The organism is Trinickia dabaoshanensis (assembly GCF_002879885.1).
GTDB lineage: Bacteria > Pseudomonadota > Gammaproteobacteria > Burkholderiales > Burkholderiaceae > Trinickia > Trinickia dabaoshanensis.
Genome location: NZ_PNYA01000001.1, coordinates 293,759 through 309,404, shown reverse-complemented (window position 1 = coordinate 309,404; position 15,646 = coordinate 293,759). Strand labels below are relative to the sequence as shown.

The 15,646-nt window shown below is 62.9% G+C and carries 13 protein-coding genes; 11 read left to right on the top strand and 2 right to left on the bottom strand.

Annotated elements, in window-relative coordinates; genetic code table 11:
- Positions 1 to 192 precede the first annotated feature (192 nt).
- The 3 genes from aceE to lpdA all read left to right on the top strand — a co-directional run bounded on the left by aceE (position 193) and on the right by lpdA (position 6,440).
- Entirely contained in the window at positions 193 to 2,889 is a 2,697-nt protein-coding gene (aceE, locus tag C0Z18_RS01425; protein ID WP_102643562.1) for a pyruvate dehydrogenase (acetyl-transferring), homodimeric type, read from the top strand.
- 84 nt (positions 2,890 to 2,973) lie between these two features.
- Complete coding sequence (gene aceF / locus C0Z18_RS01420; RefSeq protein ID WP_102643561.1) at positions 2,974 to 4,641, top strand: dihydrolipoyllysine-residue acetyltransferase; 1,668 nt, start codon at positions 2,974 to 2,976, stop codon at positions 4,639 to 4,641.
- A gap of 26 nt (positions 4,642 to 4,667) precedes the next feature.
- Positions 4,668 to 6,440 carry a dihydrolipoyl dehydrogenase gene (lpdA, locus tag C0Z18_RS01415; protein WP_102643560.1) on the top strand — a complete coding sequence of 591 codons (1,773 nt, stop codon included), beginning with the start codon at positions 4,668 to 4,670 and terminating at the stop codon, positions 6,438 to 6,440.
- A 193-nt stretch (positions 6,441 to 6,633) separates the two neighbouring features.
- Here lpdA and C0Z18_RS01410 read toward each other — a convergent pair whose 3' ends face one another.
- Positions 6,634 to 7,215 carry a phasin family protein gene (locus tag C0Z18_RS01410; protein WP_102643559.1) on the bottom strand — a complete coding sequence of 194 codons (582 nt, stop codon included), beginning with the start codon at positions 7,213 to 7,215 and terminating at the stop codon, positions 6,634 to 6,636.
- A gap of 672 nt (positions 7,216 to 7,887) precedes the next feature.
- Between C0Z18_RS01410 and pbpG the strand changes: the two genes are divergently transcribed.
- Complete coding sequence (pbpG, locus tag C0Z18_RS01405; protein ID WP_102643558.1) at positions 7,888 to 8,988, top strand: D-alanyl-D-alanine endopeptidase; 1,101 nt, start codon at positions 7,888 to 7,890, stop codon at positions 8,986 to 8,988.
- 110 nt (positions 8,989 to 9,098) lie between these two features.
- Here pbpG and C0Z18_RS01400 read toward each other — a convergent pair whose 3' ends face one another.
- Entirely contained in the window at positions 9,099 to 9,914 is an 816-nt protein-coding gene (locus C0Z18_RS01400; protein ID WP_102643557.1) for an IclR family transcriptional regulator, read from the bottom strand.
- A 177-nt stretch (positions 9,915 to 10,091) separates the two neighbouring features.
- Between C0Z18_RS01400 and C0Z18_RS01395 the strand changes: the two genes are divergently transcribed.
- The 7 genes from C0Z18_RS01395 (at position 10,092) to iscU (ending at position 15,645) form a co-directional block, all read left to right on the top strand.
- A complete protein-coding gene (locus C0Z18_RS01395) occupies positions 10,092 to 10,820 on the top strand; it encodes a (Fe-S)-binding protein (protein WP_102643556.1) in 729 nt (242 codons plus the stop codon).
- A gap of 36 nt (positions 10,821 to 10,856) precedes the next feature.
- The gene (locus C0Z18_RS01390; RefSeq protein WP_102643555.1) at positions 10,857 to 12,269 is read left to right on the top strand and encodes a lactate utilization protein B; all 1,413 of its coding nucleotides are present in this window, start codon (positions 10,857 to 10,859) and stop codon (positions 12,267 to 12,269) included.
- A 150-nt stretch (positions 12,270 to 12,419) separates the two neighbouring features.
- On the top strand, positions 12,420 to 12,668 hold the full coding sequence (locus tag C0Z18_RS01385) for a hypothetical protein (RefSeq protein WP_102643687.1): 249 nt from the start codon (positions 12,420 to 12,422) through the stop codon (positions 12,666 to 12,668).
- Positions 12,669 to 12,777: 109 nt separating this feature from the next.
- Positions 12,778 to 13,263, top strand: coding sequence for a low molecular weight protein-tyrosine-phosphatase (locus tag C0Z18_RS01380; RefSeq protein WP_102643554.1), 486 nt, complete (start codon positions 12,778 to 12,780; stop codon positions 13,261 to 13,263).
- A gap of 119 nt (positions 13,264 to 13,382) precedes the next feature.
- Complete coding sequence (gene iscR, locus C0Z18_RS01375; RefSeq protein WP_102643553.1) at positions 13,383 to 13,913, top strand: Fe-S cluster assembly transcriptional regulator IscR; 531 nt, start codon at positions 13,383 to 13,385, stop codon at positions 13,911 to 13,913.
- Positions 13,914 to 13,958: 45 nt separating this feature from the next.
- Positions 13,959 to 15,182 (top strand): IscS subfamily cysteine desulfurase, encoded by a 1,224-nt coding sequence (locus tag C0Z18_RS01370; protein WP_102643552.1) that lies wholly within the window; start codon positions 13,959 to 13,961, stop codon positions 15,180 to 15,182.
- Positions 15,183 to 15,225: 43 nt separating this feature from the next.
- Positions 15,226 to 15,645 carry a Fe-S cluster assembly scaffold IscU gene (gene iscU / locus C0Z18_RS01365; RefSeq protein ID WP_102643551.1) on the top strand — a complete coding sequence of 140 codons (420 nt, stop codon included), beginning with the start codon at positions 15,226 to 15,228 and terminating at the stop codon, positions 15,643 to 15,645.
- Position 15,646 lies beyond the last annotated feature (1 nt).

Here is a 15,646-nt window from a genome sequence, read left to right as displayed (position 1 = left end):
CATTCACGCACGATCGCCGTTCATTTTGGGTGCGTCGCAGCAATATTCCGCATTATGAGAAATGATCTCGTAATTCGAAAAATTGATTGCTAAGGCCCTGCAAGCCTCTTTACAATCGCCGACAGTTGCCGCGGTCCGACCCGGTCTGCGTCGTCCATTCGTAGAGCATTCCCCAAAATCCAGGAGACGAGAATGTCCGCTGTGCCCGACGAAGTCATGAAATATGTCGCCGCCGATAAAGACGACGACCCCCAGGAAACCGGCGAATGGCTCGACGCGCTCGAAGGGGTCATTTCTGCCGTCGGTCCGGACCGTGCGCATTACTTGATCGAAAAACAGATCGAGTTCGCGCGCGTGCACGGCGAACATCTGCCGTTCTCGGCTAAGACGCCGTACATCAACACGATTCCCGTTTCGCGCCAGGCGAAGATCCCGGGCGACCAGGATCTCGAGCACCGCATCCGCTCGTATACGCGCTGGAACGCGATCGCGATGGTGCTGCGCGCCGGTAAGCATACGAACGTCGGCGGCCACATCGCCTCGTTCGCGTCGGCCGCCACGTTGTACGACGTCGGTTTCAACCATTTCTGGCATGCACCGTCGCCCGAACACGGCGGCGATCTCGTGTTCGTGCAGGGCCACTCGTCGCCCGGTATCTACTCGCGCGCTTTCTTGCTCGGCCGGCTTACGGAAAACCAGCTCGACAACTTCCGCCAGGAAGTCGGCGGCGAGGGCATTTCGTCGTATCCGCACCCGTGGCTGATGCCCGATTTCTGGCAGTTCCCGACCGTGTCGATGGGTCTCGGCCCGATCATGGCGATCTACCAAGCCCGCTTCATGAAGTACATGCAAGCGCGCGGCATCGCCAAGACGGAAGGCCGTAAGGTCTGGGCGTTCCTCGGCGACGGCGAAACGGACGAGCCGGAATCGCTCGGCGCGATCGGCATGGCCGGACGCGAGCGGCTCGACAACCTCGTGTTCGTCATCAACTGCAACTTGCAGCGCCTGGACGGTCCGGTGCGCGGCAACGGCAAGATCATTCAGGAACTCGAATCGGAGTTCCGCGGCGCCGGCTGGAACGTCATCAAGGTCATCTGGGGCAGCCGCTGGGACGCGTTGTTCGCGCGCGACAAGACGGGCGTGCTCATGCGCCGCATGATGGAAGTGGTCGACGGCGAGTACCAAACGTACAAGTCCGAATCCGGTGCATTCGTCCGCGAACACTTCTTCAATACGCCTGAATTGAAGGCGCTCGTCGCGGACTGGTCCGACGAAGACATTTGGAACCTGAACCGCGGCGGCCACGATCCGCACAAGATTTACGCCGCGTTCCATGAGGCCCAGCACGCCAAGGACCAGCCTACCGTCATTCTCGCGAAGACGATCAAGGGCTACGGGATGGGCGAGGCCGGCCAGGCCATGAACATCACCCACCAGCAAAAGAAGATGCAGGTGGACCAGCTCAAGGTGTTCCGCGATCAATTCCGTCTGCCGATCTCCGACGAAGACCTCGTCAACGTGCCGTACCTGAAGTTCGAGGAAGGCTCGAAGGAACTCGAGTACATGCGTGCTCGCCGCCAGGAGTTGGGCGGCTACCTGCCCGCGCGCCGGGAAAAGGCCGAATCGCTGCCAGTGCCTGAGCTGTCCGCCTTCGAGCCGCTGCTCAAAGGCACGGGCGAAGGCCGCGAGATCTCGACGACGATGGCGTTCGTGCGGATCTTGAACATCTTGCTCAAGGACAAGGCGCTCGGTAAGCGCGTCGTGCCGATCGTCCCCGACGAGTCGCGTACGTTCGGCATGGAAGGGCTCTTCCGCCAAATCGGTATTTGGAACCAGGACGGCCAGAAGTACGTGCCGGAAGATTCCGATCAGCTCATGTTCTACCGCGAATCGGAGACGGGGCAGATCCTGCAGGAAGGCATCAACGAAGCCGGCGGCATGTGCGACTGGATCGCGGCCGCGACGTCGTACTCGACGCACGGCGAGATCATGGTGCCGTTCTACATCTTCTATTCGATGTTCGGCCTGCAGCGGATCGGCGACCTCGTATGGGCGGCCGGCGACATGCGCTCGCGCGGCTTCTTGCTCGGCGGTACGGCGGGACGCACGACGCTGAACGGCGAAGGCTTGCAACACGAAGACGGCCACTCGCTGCTGTGGGCGCAATCGGTGCCGAACTGCCTGAGCTACGACCCGACGTTCGGCTATGAACTCGCCGTGATCATGCAAGACGGTCTGCGCCGCATGGTTCAGAACCAGGAAGACGTGTTCTATTACATCACCGTGATGAACGAGAACTACGAGCACCCCGCGATCCCGCAGGGCGAGCACGTGGCCGAGCACATCATCAAGGGGATGTATTCGCTGAAGAAGGCCGATGCGGCAGCGAAGGGCCCGCGCGTTCAGTTGATGGGCGCCGGCACGATCCTGAACGAAGTGATCGCGGCGGCCGATCTGCTCAAGAACGACTGGAACGTCGATGCCGATCTGTGGAGCGTGCCGAGCTTCACCGAACTCGCTCGCGAAGGTCAGGACATCGCGCGCTGGAACCTGCTGCATCCGACCGAGCCGCGCAAGCTCTCGCACGTCGAGACGCTGCTCAAGGACGCGAAGGGTCCCGTCATTGCCTCGACCGACTACGTCCGTGCACTCGCCGATCAAATCCGCGGCTACGTTCCGGGTCGTTACGTCGTGCTCGGGACCGACGGCTTCGGCCGCTCGGACACGCGCGAGAAGCTGCGCCACTTCTTCGAGGTGGATCGTTACTGGGTCACCGTCGCCGCGCTGAACGCGCTGGCCGACGAGGGCACGATCGAGCGCGAGCTCGTCGCCGACGCGCTGAAGAAGTACAGTCTCGATCCGAACAAACCCAACCCGATGACCGTTTAAGGCAACACCTTCGCGTGAGGCTATGCGCGCCCGCCGCTTCGAACCCGGCGGGCGCGCCTTGCGTGTGCCCTGGAGACACGAACAATGAGTGAAGCGATCGAAGTCAAGGTGCCGGACATCGGCGACTACAAAGATGTGCCTGTCATCGAAATTCTCGTGAAGGCCGGCGACAGCGTCGAAAAAGAACAATCTCTCGTCACGCTCGAATCGGACAAGGCGACGATGGACGTGCCGAGCCCGCAGGCGGGCAAGGTGAGGGAAGTGAAGGTCAAGCAGGGCGATTCCGTCTCGGAAGGCACGTTGATCGTGCTGCTCGAGCCGGCCGGCGGCGGCGCGCAAGCCCCCGCGAAGAGCGCGCAGCCCAACGGCGCGGCCGCTCCCGCGCAAGCCGCCGCGGCACCCGCGGCCGCTCCCGCTCCCGCAGCGAGCGGCGCCGTGCAGGAAGTGAAGGTGCCCGATATCGGCGACTACAAAGACGTCCCGGTGATCGAAGTGGCCGTCAAGCCGGGCGATCGCGTGGAAAAGGAGCAATCGCTCGTCACGCTCGAATCGGACAAGGCGACGATGGATGTGCCGAGCCCCGTGGCCGGTGTCGTCAAGGAAGTGAAGGTCAAGGTGGGCGACTCCGTCTCCGAGGGCACGCTGATCGTGCTCGTCGAGGCGCAAGGCGCGGCGGCGGCTCCCGCAGCGGCACCGGCCGCTCCGGCCAAGCCCGTGGAGGCCCCGTCCGACGCGCCGCGCGACGCGACGACGCATCCCGTGCCCGCTCAGCCGTCCGCACTGGCGCAGGCGCCCGTCATCCCGGCCGGCGAAGGGGGCGCGCGCCGTCCGAGCCACGCTTCGCCGTCGGTGCGCAAATTCGCGCGCGAACTCGGCGTGGACGTCGGGCAAGTGCAGGGCACCGGGCCGAAGGGCCGTATCACGCAGGAAGACGTCACCGCCTTCGTGAAGGGTGTCATGACGGGCCAGCGTGCGGTCGCGGGCGCGGCACCGGCCGGCGCCGCGGGTACCGGCGGGGAGCTCAATTTGCTGCCGTGGCCGAAGGTCGACTTCACGAAGTTCGGCCCGGTCGATTCGAAGCCGCTGTCGCGTATCAAGAAGATCTCGGGCGCGAATCTGCATCGCAACTGGGTGATGATTCCGCACGTCACGAACAACGACGAAGCCGACATCACCGAGCTCGAAGCGCTGCGCGTGCAGTTGAACAAGGAAAACGAGAAGGCCGGCGTGAAGATCACGATGCTGGCGTTCGTGATCAAGGCCGTCGTTTCCGCGCTGAAGCAGTTCCCGACGTTCAATGCGAGTTTGGACGGCGATAACCTCGTGTTCAAGCAGTACTACCACGTCGGTTTCGCGGCCGATACGCCGAACGGCCTCGTCGTGCCGGTCATTCGCGACGCGGACAAGAAGGGGCTCATCGAGATCGCCAAGGAAATGGCGGAGTTGTCGAAGCTCGCTCGCGACGGCAAGCTCAAGCCTGACCAGATGCAAGGCGGCTGCTTCTCGATCTCCTCGCTCGGCGGTATCGGCGGCACGAACTTCACGCCGATCATCAACGCGCCCGAAGTGGCGATCCTCGGCTTGTCGCGCAGCGCGATGAAGCCGGTGTGGGACGGCAAGCAGTTCGTGCCGCGCCTCACGTTGCCCCTGTCGCTCTCGTACGATCACCGCGTGATCGACGGAGCGGCGGCCGCGCGCTTTAACGCGTATCTCGGAGCGCTGCTCGCCGACTTCCGGCGCGTGATCCTTTGATCGTCGACAACAAGAAGGGGACGTGAATGAGTCTCGTTGAAGTGAAGGTGCCGGATATCGGCGATTTCAAGGATGTCGACGTCATCGAAGTCAACATCAAGCCGGGCGACGTCATCGAGAAAGAGCAGTCGCTGCTCACGCTCGAATCGGACAAGGCCTCGATGGAAGTGCCGAGCGATGTCGCCGGCACCGTGAAGGAAGTGAAGATCAAGGCCGGCGACAAGGTGTCGCAAGGCACGGTCGTGGCATTGGTCGAAGCATCGGCGGGCGCCGCCGCGGCAGCTCCGGCTCCGGCTGCGGCGCCCGCCGCGGCCAAGAGCGCACCGGCGCCGCAACCTGCCGCGGCAGCGGCAAGCGCGCCGCAAGCGGGCAGTTTCTCGGGTTCGGCCGATATCGAATGCGACATGCTGGTGCTCGGCGCGGGCCCCGGCGGTTACTCCGCCGCGTTCCGCGCGGCGGACCTCGGTATGAAGACGGTGCTCGTCGAGCGCTATTCGACGCTGGGCGGCGTGTGCTTGAACGTCGGTTGTATTCCGTCGAAGGCGTTGCTGCATACGGCGCTGATCACCGACGAAGTCGCGGCGCTGGCCGAGCACGGCATTACGTTCGGCAAGCCGCAAATCGATCTGGACAAGCTGCGCTCGTTCAAATCGGGCGTGGTCAAGAAGTTGACGACGGGCCTCGCGGGTATGGCCAAGGCGCGCAAGGTCGAGGTCGTGACCGGTGTCGGCGAGTTCGTCGATCCGTATCACATGCAAGTGCAGGGCGAGGGCGGCAAGAAGGTCGTGAAGTTCAAGCAAGCGATCATCGCGGCCGGCTCGCAAGCGGTGAAGTTGCCGTTCATGCCCGAGGACCCGCGCGTCGTCGATTCGACGGGAGCGCTCGAGTTGCGTCAGATTCCGCAGCGCATGCTCGTGATCGGCGGCGGCATCATCGGGCTCGAAATGGCGACGGTGTACGCGACGCTCGGCGCGAAGATCGACGTCGTGGAAATGCTCGACGGCCTGATGATGGGCGCCGACCGCGATCTCGTGAAGGTTTGGCAGAAATACAGCGCGAAGCATTTCACGAACGTCATGCTGCGCACGAAGACGGCGTCGGCCGAAGCCAAATCCGACGGCATCTACGTCAAGTTCGAAGGCGAGCAGGCGCCGGCCGAGCCGCAGCGTTACGACCTCGTGCTCGTGGCCGTCGGCCGCAGCCCGAACGGTAAGAAGATCGGTGCCGACAAGGCGGGTGTGGCGGTGACCGACCGCGGCTCCATCGAAGTCGACAAGCAGATGCGCACGAACGTACCGCACATCTTCGCGATCGGCGACGTCGTCGGCCAGCCGATGCTCGCCCACAAGGCGGTGCATGAAGGCCACGTCGCGGCTGAAGCCGCGCACGGCGAGAAAGCGTACTTCGATGCGATTCAAATCCCCTCGGTCGCCTACACCGACCCCGAGGTGGCTTGGGCGGGCAAGACGGAAGACCAGTGCAAGGCCGAAGGGATCAAGTACGGCAAGGCGGTGTTCCCGTGGGCAGCCTCGGGCCGCGCGATCGCCAATGGCCGCGACGAGGGCTTCACGAAGCTGATCTTCGACGAAGAGACGCATCGCGTGATCGGCGGCGGCATCGTGGGGTTGAATGCGGGCGACTTGATCAGCGAAGTGTGTCTGGCGATCGAGATGGGTGCGGACGCGACGGATATCGGCAAGACGATTCATCCGCACCCGACGCTCGGCGAATCGATCGGCATGGCGGCCGAGCTGTACGAAGGCGTGTGCACAGATTTGCCGCCGCAGCGCAAGAAGTGAAGCAGTGATGCGCCCGTGAGCGCAGCGCGCCGCCTAGCCGATGAGCTGCGCGGCGCGTTTTTGTATCTACCGGGCGGATGTGTCGAATGAGGAGATCCGCTTGGTAGCGGGCAAATGCAAAAATGGCGCGCTCCCTTCCGGGAGCGCGCCATTTTTTACTACGCTACGTCGGCGCGGAGCGGGTGCCGAAGTATTACGCGACCGTCTTCTTCGTGGCGGCAGCGCGCGAAGCTTGCGAGGCAGCTTGTTGAGCAGCCTTTTGCGCAGCCGTGGCAGCGGCGTTGAAGTTGCTTTCCGCGATTTCGACGGCTTGCTTCGTTGCCTTGTGAACCGTTTCGTACGTCGTGTTGGCGGCCGTGATTGCCGACTTCATGACGGCCACAGCCGTTTCCGAACCGGCCGGTGCATTCTTGGCGACGTTTTCGACGAGCGCTTGCACCTTACGGTTTTGCTCTTCGTACTGCGCTTCGGCAACACGTGCGAACTCGGCTTGCGTGGCCGAGGCGATTTCGTACAGATGACGGCCGTACGACAGCACCTTCTCGGCAACCGGCTGCGTCAGGCTGGCTTGCAGCGCGACGAACTCTTGCGCGTCCTTGACCGACAGCGCACGTTGTGCGTTTTCCTGGCTTTCCGCGAGCGTCGACTTCACGACTTGCAGGTTCAGTTCGACCAGCTTTTCGATGCCCTCGAACGCCTTGTTCGTCAGACCGAACAGCGCTTCGAGATTCGCTTTCTGTGCTGCGGCAAATTGCTCAGGTGTCAGCAGAGTCATGTTTTCGCTCCTGAATGTCCGCCTGTTCCGGCAGACCAAAGTGGTGGAATGGCTAAACCTTGCGAGGCGCTTCTTAAGTCAAAACGTGTTTTGTGCGTCGCAACAACGGTTCCCATTTTAGAACGGCTTGCACAAATGTCAAGCACATTTTGTGCATCGCACCATCTCGCGAAATTGTCGATAAAACAATGCGTTGGCGACTTTGTGGGGACACGTCGAAGGAACCGTTTCCATCTCCTTTTCACCCCGTTTTTCGTCCCCTTTCCGCCATTTCCGCCGCAACGCCAGGAGGCGCCCGGGGAAGGGCGATGGCCCGCTGGGTAGCGATCGTGCGCCAGCGCGCTGTGTTATGGCGGAAAACGCTGTAAACCGATTGCAGGGTTGGCGCGTTATGCCGACTTGATCGCGGGCGCACCCGCGCGCATGCCGTCGGGGGCCGCTGCGCTTGAGAATTGGGGCGAACCAATTCGCTCAAGTTTGGACAAACATCGCCGTTATGCGGTTATGGCCCCAGAGGCGAAGCTGCCGCGTGCGCAAGAATGGTGCATGCCGGGCGCTTCCCGAATTTACAAATTGGATCAAGGACGGCCGATAAGTGCTTAATATTGCGAAATTTTCGCAGCTTTACTACACTTGCCGACAACCGTTCGCCACTCCTCGCTTCAGAACTTCATGAAAATCGCTCTATTTTCGTCGCTCAACGTGCTTAGAGGCGTGGCGCTCGGCACGATCGTGGCCGGGCTCGCCGTGGCGACGGTTGCGACCCCGATCGACGCGTTTGCCGCTACCGATGGCGCGCGCGTCAGTCACCACAAGAAGCACGCAAAGAAAGAGGCGAAATCCGCCGCCGCGACCGAGGTGCGCGCCAAGGACAGCCGCCGCGTGCGCTACACGCTGCGCGGGCATAGCCGTCATGGCGTCGTGCACCGCGTCGCGTTCGAACCGCGTTCGCCGACGGCCGGGCAGCCTTTCGGGCTGCAAGAAACGCCCGAGGGCGTCGCGCTGCGTTCGAACGTCGCTTTCGTCGTCGACCAAAATACCTCCGAGGTGCTGTTCGACAAGAACTCGACCTCCGTCGTACCGATCGCCTCCATCTCGAAGCTGATGACCGCGATGGTCGTGCTCGATTCGAAGGAGCCGTTGACCGAGCAAATCGAGGTGACGGATGAAGATCGCGATTACATCAAACATACGACCTCGCGCTTGCGCGTGGGCTCGGTGCTCACGCGCGAGGATATGCTGCACATCGCGCTGATGGCGTCGGAGAACCGCGCTGCGGCGGCGCTGTCGCGCTATTACCCGGGCGGCCGGCCGGCCTTCATTGCGGCGATGAACGCCAAAGCCAAGGCGCTCGGCATGAACGACACGCACTTCGAAAGCCCGACCGGCTTGACGAGCGAGAACGTGTCGACGGCGCGCGACCTCGTGAAGATGATCGATGCGGCCTATCAATATCCGCTCATCCGCAAGTTCTCGACCGACCGCAGCTACGACGTTTATCCGGGTAGGGGCGTGCTGGCCTACAACAGCACGAATGCGCTCGTACGGAACCCCACTTGGGATATCGGGCTGCAAAAAACGGGTTTCATCAACGAAGCCGGCGAATGCCTCGTCATGCAGGCGACGATCCATGGTCGGCCGATGGTGATGGTGCTGCTCGACTCCACGGGCAAGTATTCGCGCTTTGCGGACGCGACGCGCCTGCGTAAGTGGCTCGACGATTTCGGCGGCCAGCGTATTACGAGCGCGGACGCCGGCGGACGCGGCACCTGATTTCGGCGCGGGCCCTGGCTCGCGCCATTGGCCTTGCTGAATAAAAAGCCCCGCCTAGGCGGGGCTTTTGCATGTTGGGGCGTTACGCGCCGCGCTCGCTCAGTGCGTTGTTAGTGCGCGCTCGATTTGCGCTGCGCCTCCGCGGCGGCGGCCGCTTCGGGGTGATAGCCGAGCGACTCGGAGATGACGAGCGCGGTCTGGCTCAATTGACCGAGCCATGAGTCTTGCAACCGGTCGGCCGGCGCCGAGAGCGACAAGCCGGCGACGAGCTTGCCCGTGTCGTCGTAAATGCCCGCGGCGATACATCGCACGCCGAGCTCGAGTTCTTCGTTGTCGCGCGCGCAAGCTTGCTGCCGGACTTGGCTCAGTTCGCGCTCCAGCCGGGAGATGTCCGTGATGCTGTTTTGGGTATGGCCCGATAGGCCCGTGCGCATGGCGTAGGCGCGTACGCGCGCGGCTTCGTCCGCCGCGAGGAACAGCTTGCCGACCGAAGTCAGATGCAGCGGCGCGCGCCCGCCGATCGCACGGACGACCTGCATACCTGAGCGCTCGGAGTAGGCGCGCTCGATATAGACGATCTCATCGCCTTGCCTGACCGACAGATTGACCGTCTGCCCGGTCGCGCGGTGCAACTCGCGCATCGGCGCAAGCGCGGCGTCGCGCACGGACAGGCGCGCTTTGACCAGGTTGCCGAGTTCGAGCAGCCGCATGCCGAGCCGGTAGGTGCCCGGGTCGGAGCGGTCGACCAAACGGCACGTGACCATGTCGTTCAAAATGCGGTGCGCGGTCGACGGGTGCAACTCGGTGCGCAGCGCGAGCTCCTTGAGGCTGACCGGATCGGTATGGGCAGCCAGGGCATCGAGCAGGCGCATCATGCGTTCGATCACTTGGATCGACGTTTTGGAGTCCGGATTCGTCTCGCTCATTGGAAATCGATTGACGCGGCAATTAACGGTGAACCCATTGTATCTCGTATTGTGAAAAAAGCGAACGCTGTTCGAATACGCCCTCGGATCGCGGGCATGCACTTTTTTCGACTTCTCGCGTGGTTGGACGGCACAAACGTCGGATAATCGACCTCGTTTCGTTCACTTTTGGCCACCATGCGAGTCGGACTGTTCGTTACTTGTCTCATTGACCTGATGCGCCCGGAGATCGGGTTCTCGGTCATCAAGCTGCTCGAGCAAGCCGGTTACGACGTGATCGTGCCGCCGGCCCAGACGTGCTGTGGGCAACCTGCCTACAATTCGGGCGAGCGGCGTATCGCCCGCGATCTAGCCGAAAAGATGCTGCGCGAGTTCGAGCAGTTCGACTACGTCGTGGTTCCCTCGGGTTCGTGCGGCGGGATGATCGCCTCGCATTACGGCGATCTGCTGCGCGACGACCCCGAACTGATGGGCCGATATGAACGGCTCCGGGCGAAAGTCTATGAATTGACCGATTTTCTCGTCAATGTCGCCCAGGTGCGCTTGGCGCCCGGCGCATTCGAGGGGCCGGTCACTTACCACGACTCGTGCTCGGGGCTGCGAGAACTCGGGGTCAAGGCGCAGCCGCGCGCTTTGCTTGCTCAGCGCGGCGTGGCCGTGACCGAAATGAAGGACTGCGAGCACTGCTGCGGTTTCGGCGGAACCTTCGCCGTCAAGTACGGCAACATTTCGACGGCCATCGTCGACGAAAAGTGCGCCAACGTGCAAGCGAGCGGGACGGGGTGCGTCGTGCTGGGCGATCTCGGCTGCATGCTGAACATCGAAGGGCGGCTGCGCCGTTCGGGCGATACGACCACGCGCGTGCTGCACATCGCCCAGGTACTGGCCGGCGATTCCGAACGCTGAGCGCGTCCCATTTGACCGAACCGAGCGAGCCCCTCCATGCAAGTTCAATCGATGCACTTCAAGGCGCGCACCAAGGACAGCTTGGCCAATCCGCGCTTGCAACAGAACCTGAAGAAACTATCGACGAAATTCGTGTCGGCGCGGGCGGCGGCGATGCAGGCGATCGATTTCCCGGCCACTCGCTCGGAATTGAAGGCGCGCCGTAACCGGGCGCTCGAGAACCTCGATGTCTGGCTCGAAACGTTCGAGCGTGAAGCGGCGCGCCGCGGCACGACGGTCTTGTACGCGGAGACGACGAGCGACGCGGCGCGGCTCGTCGCCGAGATCGCGCGCAAGCACGACGTGAAAAAGGTCATCAAGACGAAGTCGATGGTGTCCGAGGAAATGCGGCTGAACGCCGTGCTCGGCGAGATGGGCGTGCAGTCGATCGAAACCGACCTCGGCGAATACATTCTTCAGATCAACGACAACGAACCGCCGAGCCACATCATCGCGCCGGTCGTTCACAAGGACAAAGAAGAAATCGCGGATCTGTTCGCGGCCACGCACGGCCGGGCGCGGCTCAACGAAATTCCCGACATGACGCGCGAGGCGCGTGAGGTGCTGCGTCCGCATTTCCTGTCCGCGGACATGGGGGTGACGGGCGGCAACTTTCTGATTGCCGAGACCGGCTCGGTCGCGCTCGTGACGAACGAGGGCAACGAGGGCATGTGCACGGTCATGCCGCGCGTGCACGTGGCCGTCACCGGTATCGAAAAGGTGCTGCCGACGCTCGAGGATCTTGCGTTGGCCATGCGGCTCTTGCCGCGCAGCGCCACCGGGCAGATCGCGGCCAATTACTTCTCGCTGCTGACCGGGCCGCGCGGCGAGGGCGACCTCGACGGGCCCGAGCACAACTACGTGGTGCTCGTCGATGGCGGCCGCACCGGTCTCATCGGCGGAGCGTTCCAAGAGATGCTTCGCTGCATTCGATGCGGCGCCTGCATGAATCACTGTCCCGTCTATCAGAAGATCGGCGGCCATGCCTACGGCTGGGTCTATCCCGGACCGATGGGGTCCGTACTCACGCCGAGCTACGTGGGGCTCGACAAGGCGCTCGATCTCCCGCAGGCCGCCACGCTGTGCGGCGAATGCAACGCGGTGTGCCCCGTCGGCATCCCGATCTCCGATCTCTTGCGCAAGCTGCGCGAGAAGCAAGTCGAGCGTCGCTTACGGCCATTCTCGGAGCGCGCGGGACTGGCGCTCTGGGGATTCGTCGCGATGCGGCCCACGCTCTATGCGCTCGTCACGAAGCTGGCGGTGAGGGTGCTCGAGCGGGCGGGCGGAAGCCGGCGCTCGATCGCGCATCTGCCGTTCGGCCAAGGGTGGACGGCCACGCGCGAGATGCCGGCGCCGGTGGGCCGCACGTTTCGGGAGTTGTACGCCGCGCAGCGCAGCCATCAAGGCTGAGCGCGGCAGACGGGCTTCATTGTTTATCGGAACGCAACGCTGAATTCGCTATTCCCATCTTTGTCTCGATAGATAGCCTTTATAGAATACGTGCCATGGATGAGTGCGGGTGCGCGATCGGCGCGGACCCGCCGCGAAAGGGGCGCGAATATGAGAACGACAAGATCGGGCGATTTTTCCCAGTACTGGCCGGTCGCGCTGGCAATAGCGCTGATCGTTCTCGCTGTCTTGCGTGCGTACGGCGGCGCCGGTGCGGCGCGCGAGCCGCTGGCTGCCGACCAAGTGACGGCGGAATTGGCGCGCACCGTGTCCTATGGATTGATCGACGCCGGCGTGCCCCAAACGGCTTCCTCGGTGCGCCAAGGCGTCGCACCGGCCGCCGCGCAGCAGGCTTCGTGACCGAGTGCCGCCCGATATAATGACGAACTCAATTCAGGCCGGCGCCTCCACCGCGCGTTCCGGCGCAGTTGCGTTCGGCCGAGGCCCCCGCGCGTTTGCGGCGTGATCGATGAAAACCGTCTCTATTTGCTTCGTCTGTCTGGGAAACATCTGCCGCTCGCCGACGGCGGAGGCCGTGATGCGCGCACAGGTCGAAGCCGCCGGGCTCGGCGAGCAGATCCGGATCGATTCGGCGGGCACCGGCGACTGGCACGTCGGCAAGGCGCCCGATGCACGCGCGCAACGCGCCGGAAGCACGCGCGGCTACGATTTGTCGCCGCTGCGCGCTCGCCAAGTCGTCGTGGCCGATTTCGATCGGTTCGACTTGCTGCTGGCGATGGACGATGAAAACGTCAGCAATCTGCTCCGGCTATGTCCGCCCGAGCGCCGCGAGCGCGTGCGTTTGCTGATGGAATTCGCGCCGTCGGCGCGCGGCCGCGAAGTAGTCGATCCCTATTTCGGCGGCGGGGAAGGGTTCGAAACGGTACTCGATCAGGTCGAAGCCGCTTGCGAAGGGCTGCTCGCGCATCTGCGCACCGAGCTGGCACAGCCATAGGCGGCCGTCGTGCTCATTCCGGCACCAATACCCGGGCCTATAAAGGGGGGATACTTGACTAAAAACGTCATGTATTTATACTTGACCAAAATCGTCGAGAATTCTGGTTTTCCGTCCCTATGAGACTCACCACTAAAGGCCGTTTCGCCGTCACGGCGATGATCGACCTGGCATTGCGCCAGGAGCAGGGTCCGGTGACGCTCGCCGGTATCAGCCAGCGTCAACGGATCTCGTTGTCCTACCTCGAACAGTTGTTCGGGAAGCTGCGCCGCCACGAGATCGTCGAATCGGTGCGTGGGCCCGGTGGCGGGTACAACCTCGCTCGCCGGGCGCAGGAAGTGACGGTGGCCGACATCATCATCGCCGTCGACGAACCGCTCGATGCCACGCAATGCGGCGGCAAGGGTTCGTGCGAGGGCACCAAGCAGCACGACGGCCATTGTATGACGCATGAGTTGTGGTCGACGCTGAACCAAAAAATGGTCGAGTACCTCGATTCCGTGTCGCTGCAGGATTTGGTCGATCAGCAGCGCGCGCGGGAAGGGTCGCCTGCCGTGTTGCGCGACAGGCGCACCGAAAGCCCTGCCGTCGAGGCGGCGCGTGCCGTGCCGAAAGGGCCGAATTCCGTATTCAATATCGCGAGTTCGTGAGACGCGACGAACCGAAAGCCATAACGATTTCCCCCGGAGCCATTGATGAGTAACCAGATGCCCCACCTGCCCATTTACATGGACTACAGCGCGACGACGCCTGTCGATCCGCGCGTGGTGGACAAAATGATCCCGTATCTGCGCGAGCAGTTCGGCAATCCCGCGTCGCGCAGCCACTCGTACGGCTGGGAAGCGGAGCGGGCGGTCGAGCAAGCGCGCGAGGATGTCGCCGCGCTCGTGAACGCCGATCCGCGCGAAATCATCTGGACGTCCGGCGCGACGGAATCGGACAACCTGGCGCTCAAGGGTGCCGCGCACTTCTACAAGAGCAAGGGTAAGCACGTCATCACCGTGAAGACGGAGCACAAGGCCGTGCTCGATACGTGCCGCGAACTCGAACGCGAGGGCTTCGAGGTCACCTATCTCGACGTCAAGAGCGACGGGCTCATCGATCTCGACGTATTCAAGGCCGCGCTGCGTCCCGACACGATTCTCGTATCCGTCATGTCCGTGAACAACGAGATCGGCGTGATTCAGGATATCGAAGCGATCGGCGAGATCTGCCGCGAGAAGGGCATCGTGTTTCACGTCGACGCCGCGCAAGCGACGGGCAAGATCGAAATCGATCTGAGCCGCCTGAAGGTCGATCTGATGTCGTTCTCGGCGCACAAAACGTATGGCCCGAAGGGCATCGGCGCGTTGTACGTGCGCCGCAAGCCGCGCGTGCGCATCGAAGCGCAAATGCACGGCGGCGGCCACGAGCGCGGAATGCGGTCGGGCACGCTGGCCACGCACCAAATCGTGGGCATGGGCGAAGCGTTCCGGATCGCGCGCGAGGAAATGGCGACGGAAAACGAACGCATCCGCATGTTGCGCGACCGCTTGCTGCATGGCCTGACTCAAATGGAAGAGGTGTACGTCAACGGCGACATGGAGCGCCGCGTGCCGCACAACCTGAACATCAGCTTCAATTTCGTCGAAGGCGAATCGTTGATCATGGCGATCAAGGACGTAGCCGTGTCGTCTGGCTCCGCTTGCACCTCGGCTTCGCTCGAGCCCTCGTACGTGCTGCGCGCGCTGGGCCGCAACGACGAACTCGCGCACAGCTCGATCCGCTTCACGGTCGGCCGCTTCACGACGGAACAAGATGTCGATTACGTCATCAACCTGCTCAACAACAAGATCGCCAAGCTGCGCGACTTGTCGCCGCTGTGGGAAATGCATCAAGACGGCATCGACCTGTCGACGATCAAGTGGGCCGCGCACTAAGCGCTCGTCACCGCACACGCCAAACGAATCTAGGAGTTTGATCATGTCTTACAGCAACAAAGTTCTCGATCATTACGAAAACCCGCGTAACGTCGGCTCGTTTGCCAAGGACGACGATACGGTCGGTACCGGCATGGTGGGCGCACCGGCCTGCGGCGACGTCATGAAGCTGCAAATTCGCGTGGGCGCCGACGGCGTGATCGAAGATGCGAAGTTCAAGACGTACGGCTGCGGTTCGGCCATCGCGTCGAGCTCGCTCGTCACGGAATGGGTGAAGGGCAAGACGCTCGACGAAGCGCTCTCGATCAAGAACACGCAGATCGCCGAAGAGCTCGCCTTGCCCCCGGTCAAGATCCACTGTTCGATCCTCGCGGAAGACGCGATCAAGGCGGCGGTGGCCGATTACAAGCAGCGTCACGGTTCCGCGCAAGCGGCCGACGAGGCAAAGCAGCAAGTCGCGTAAG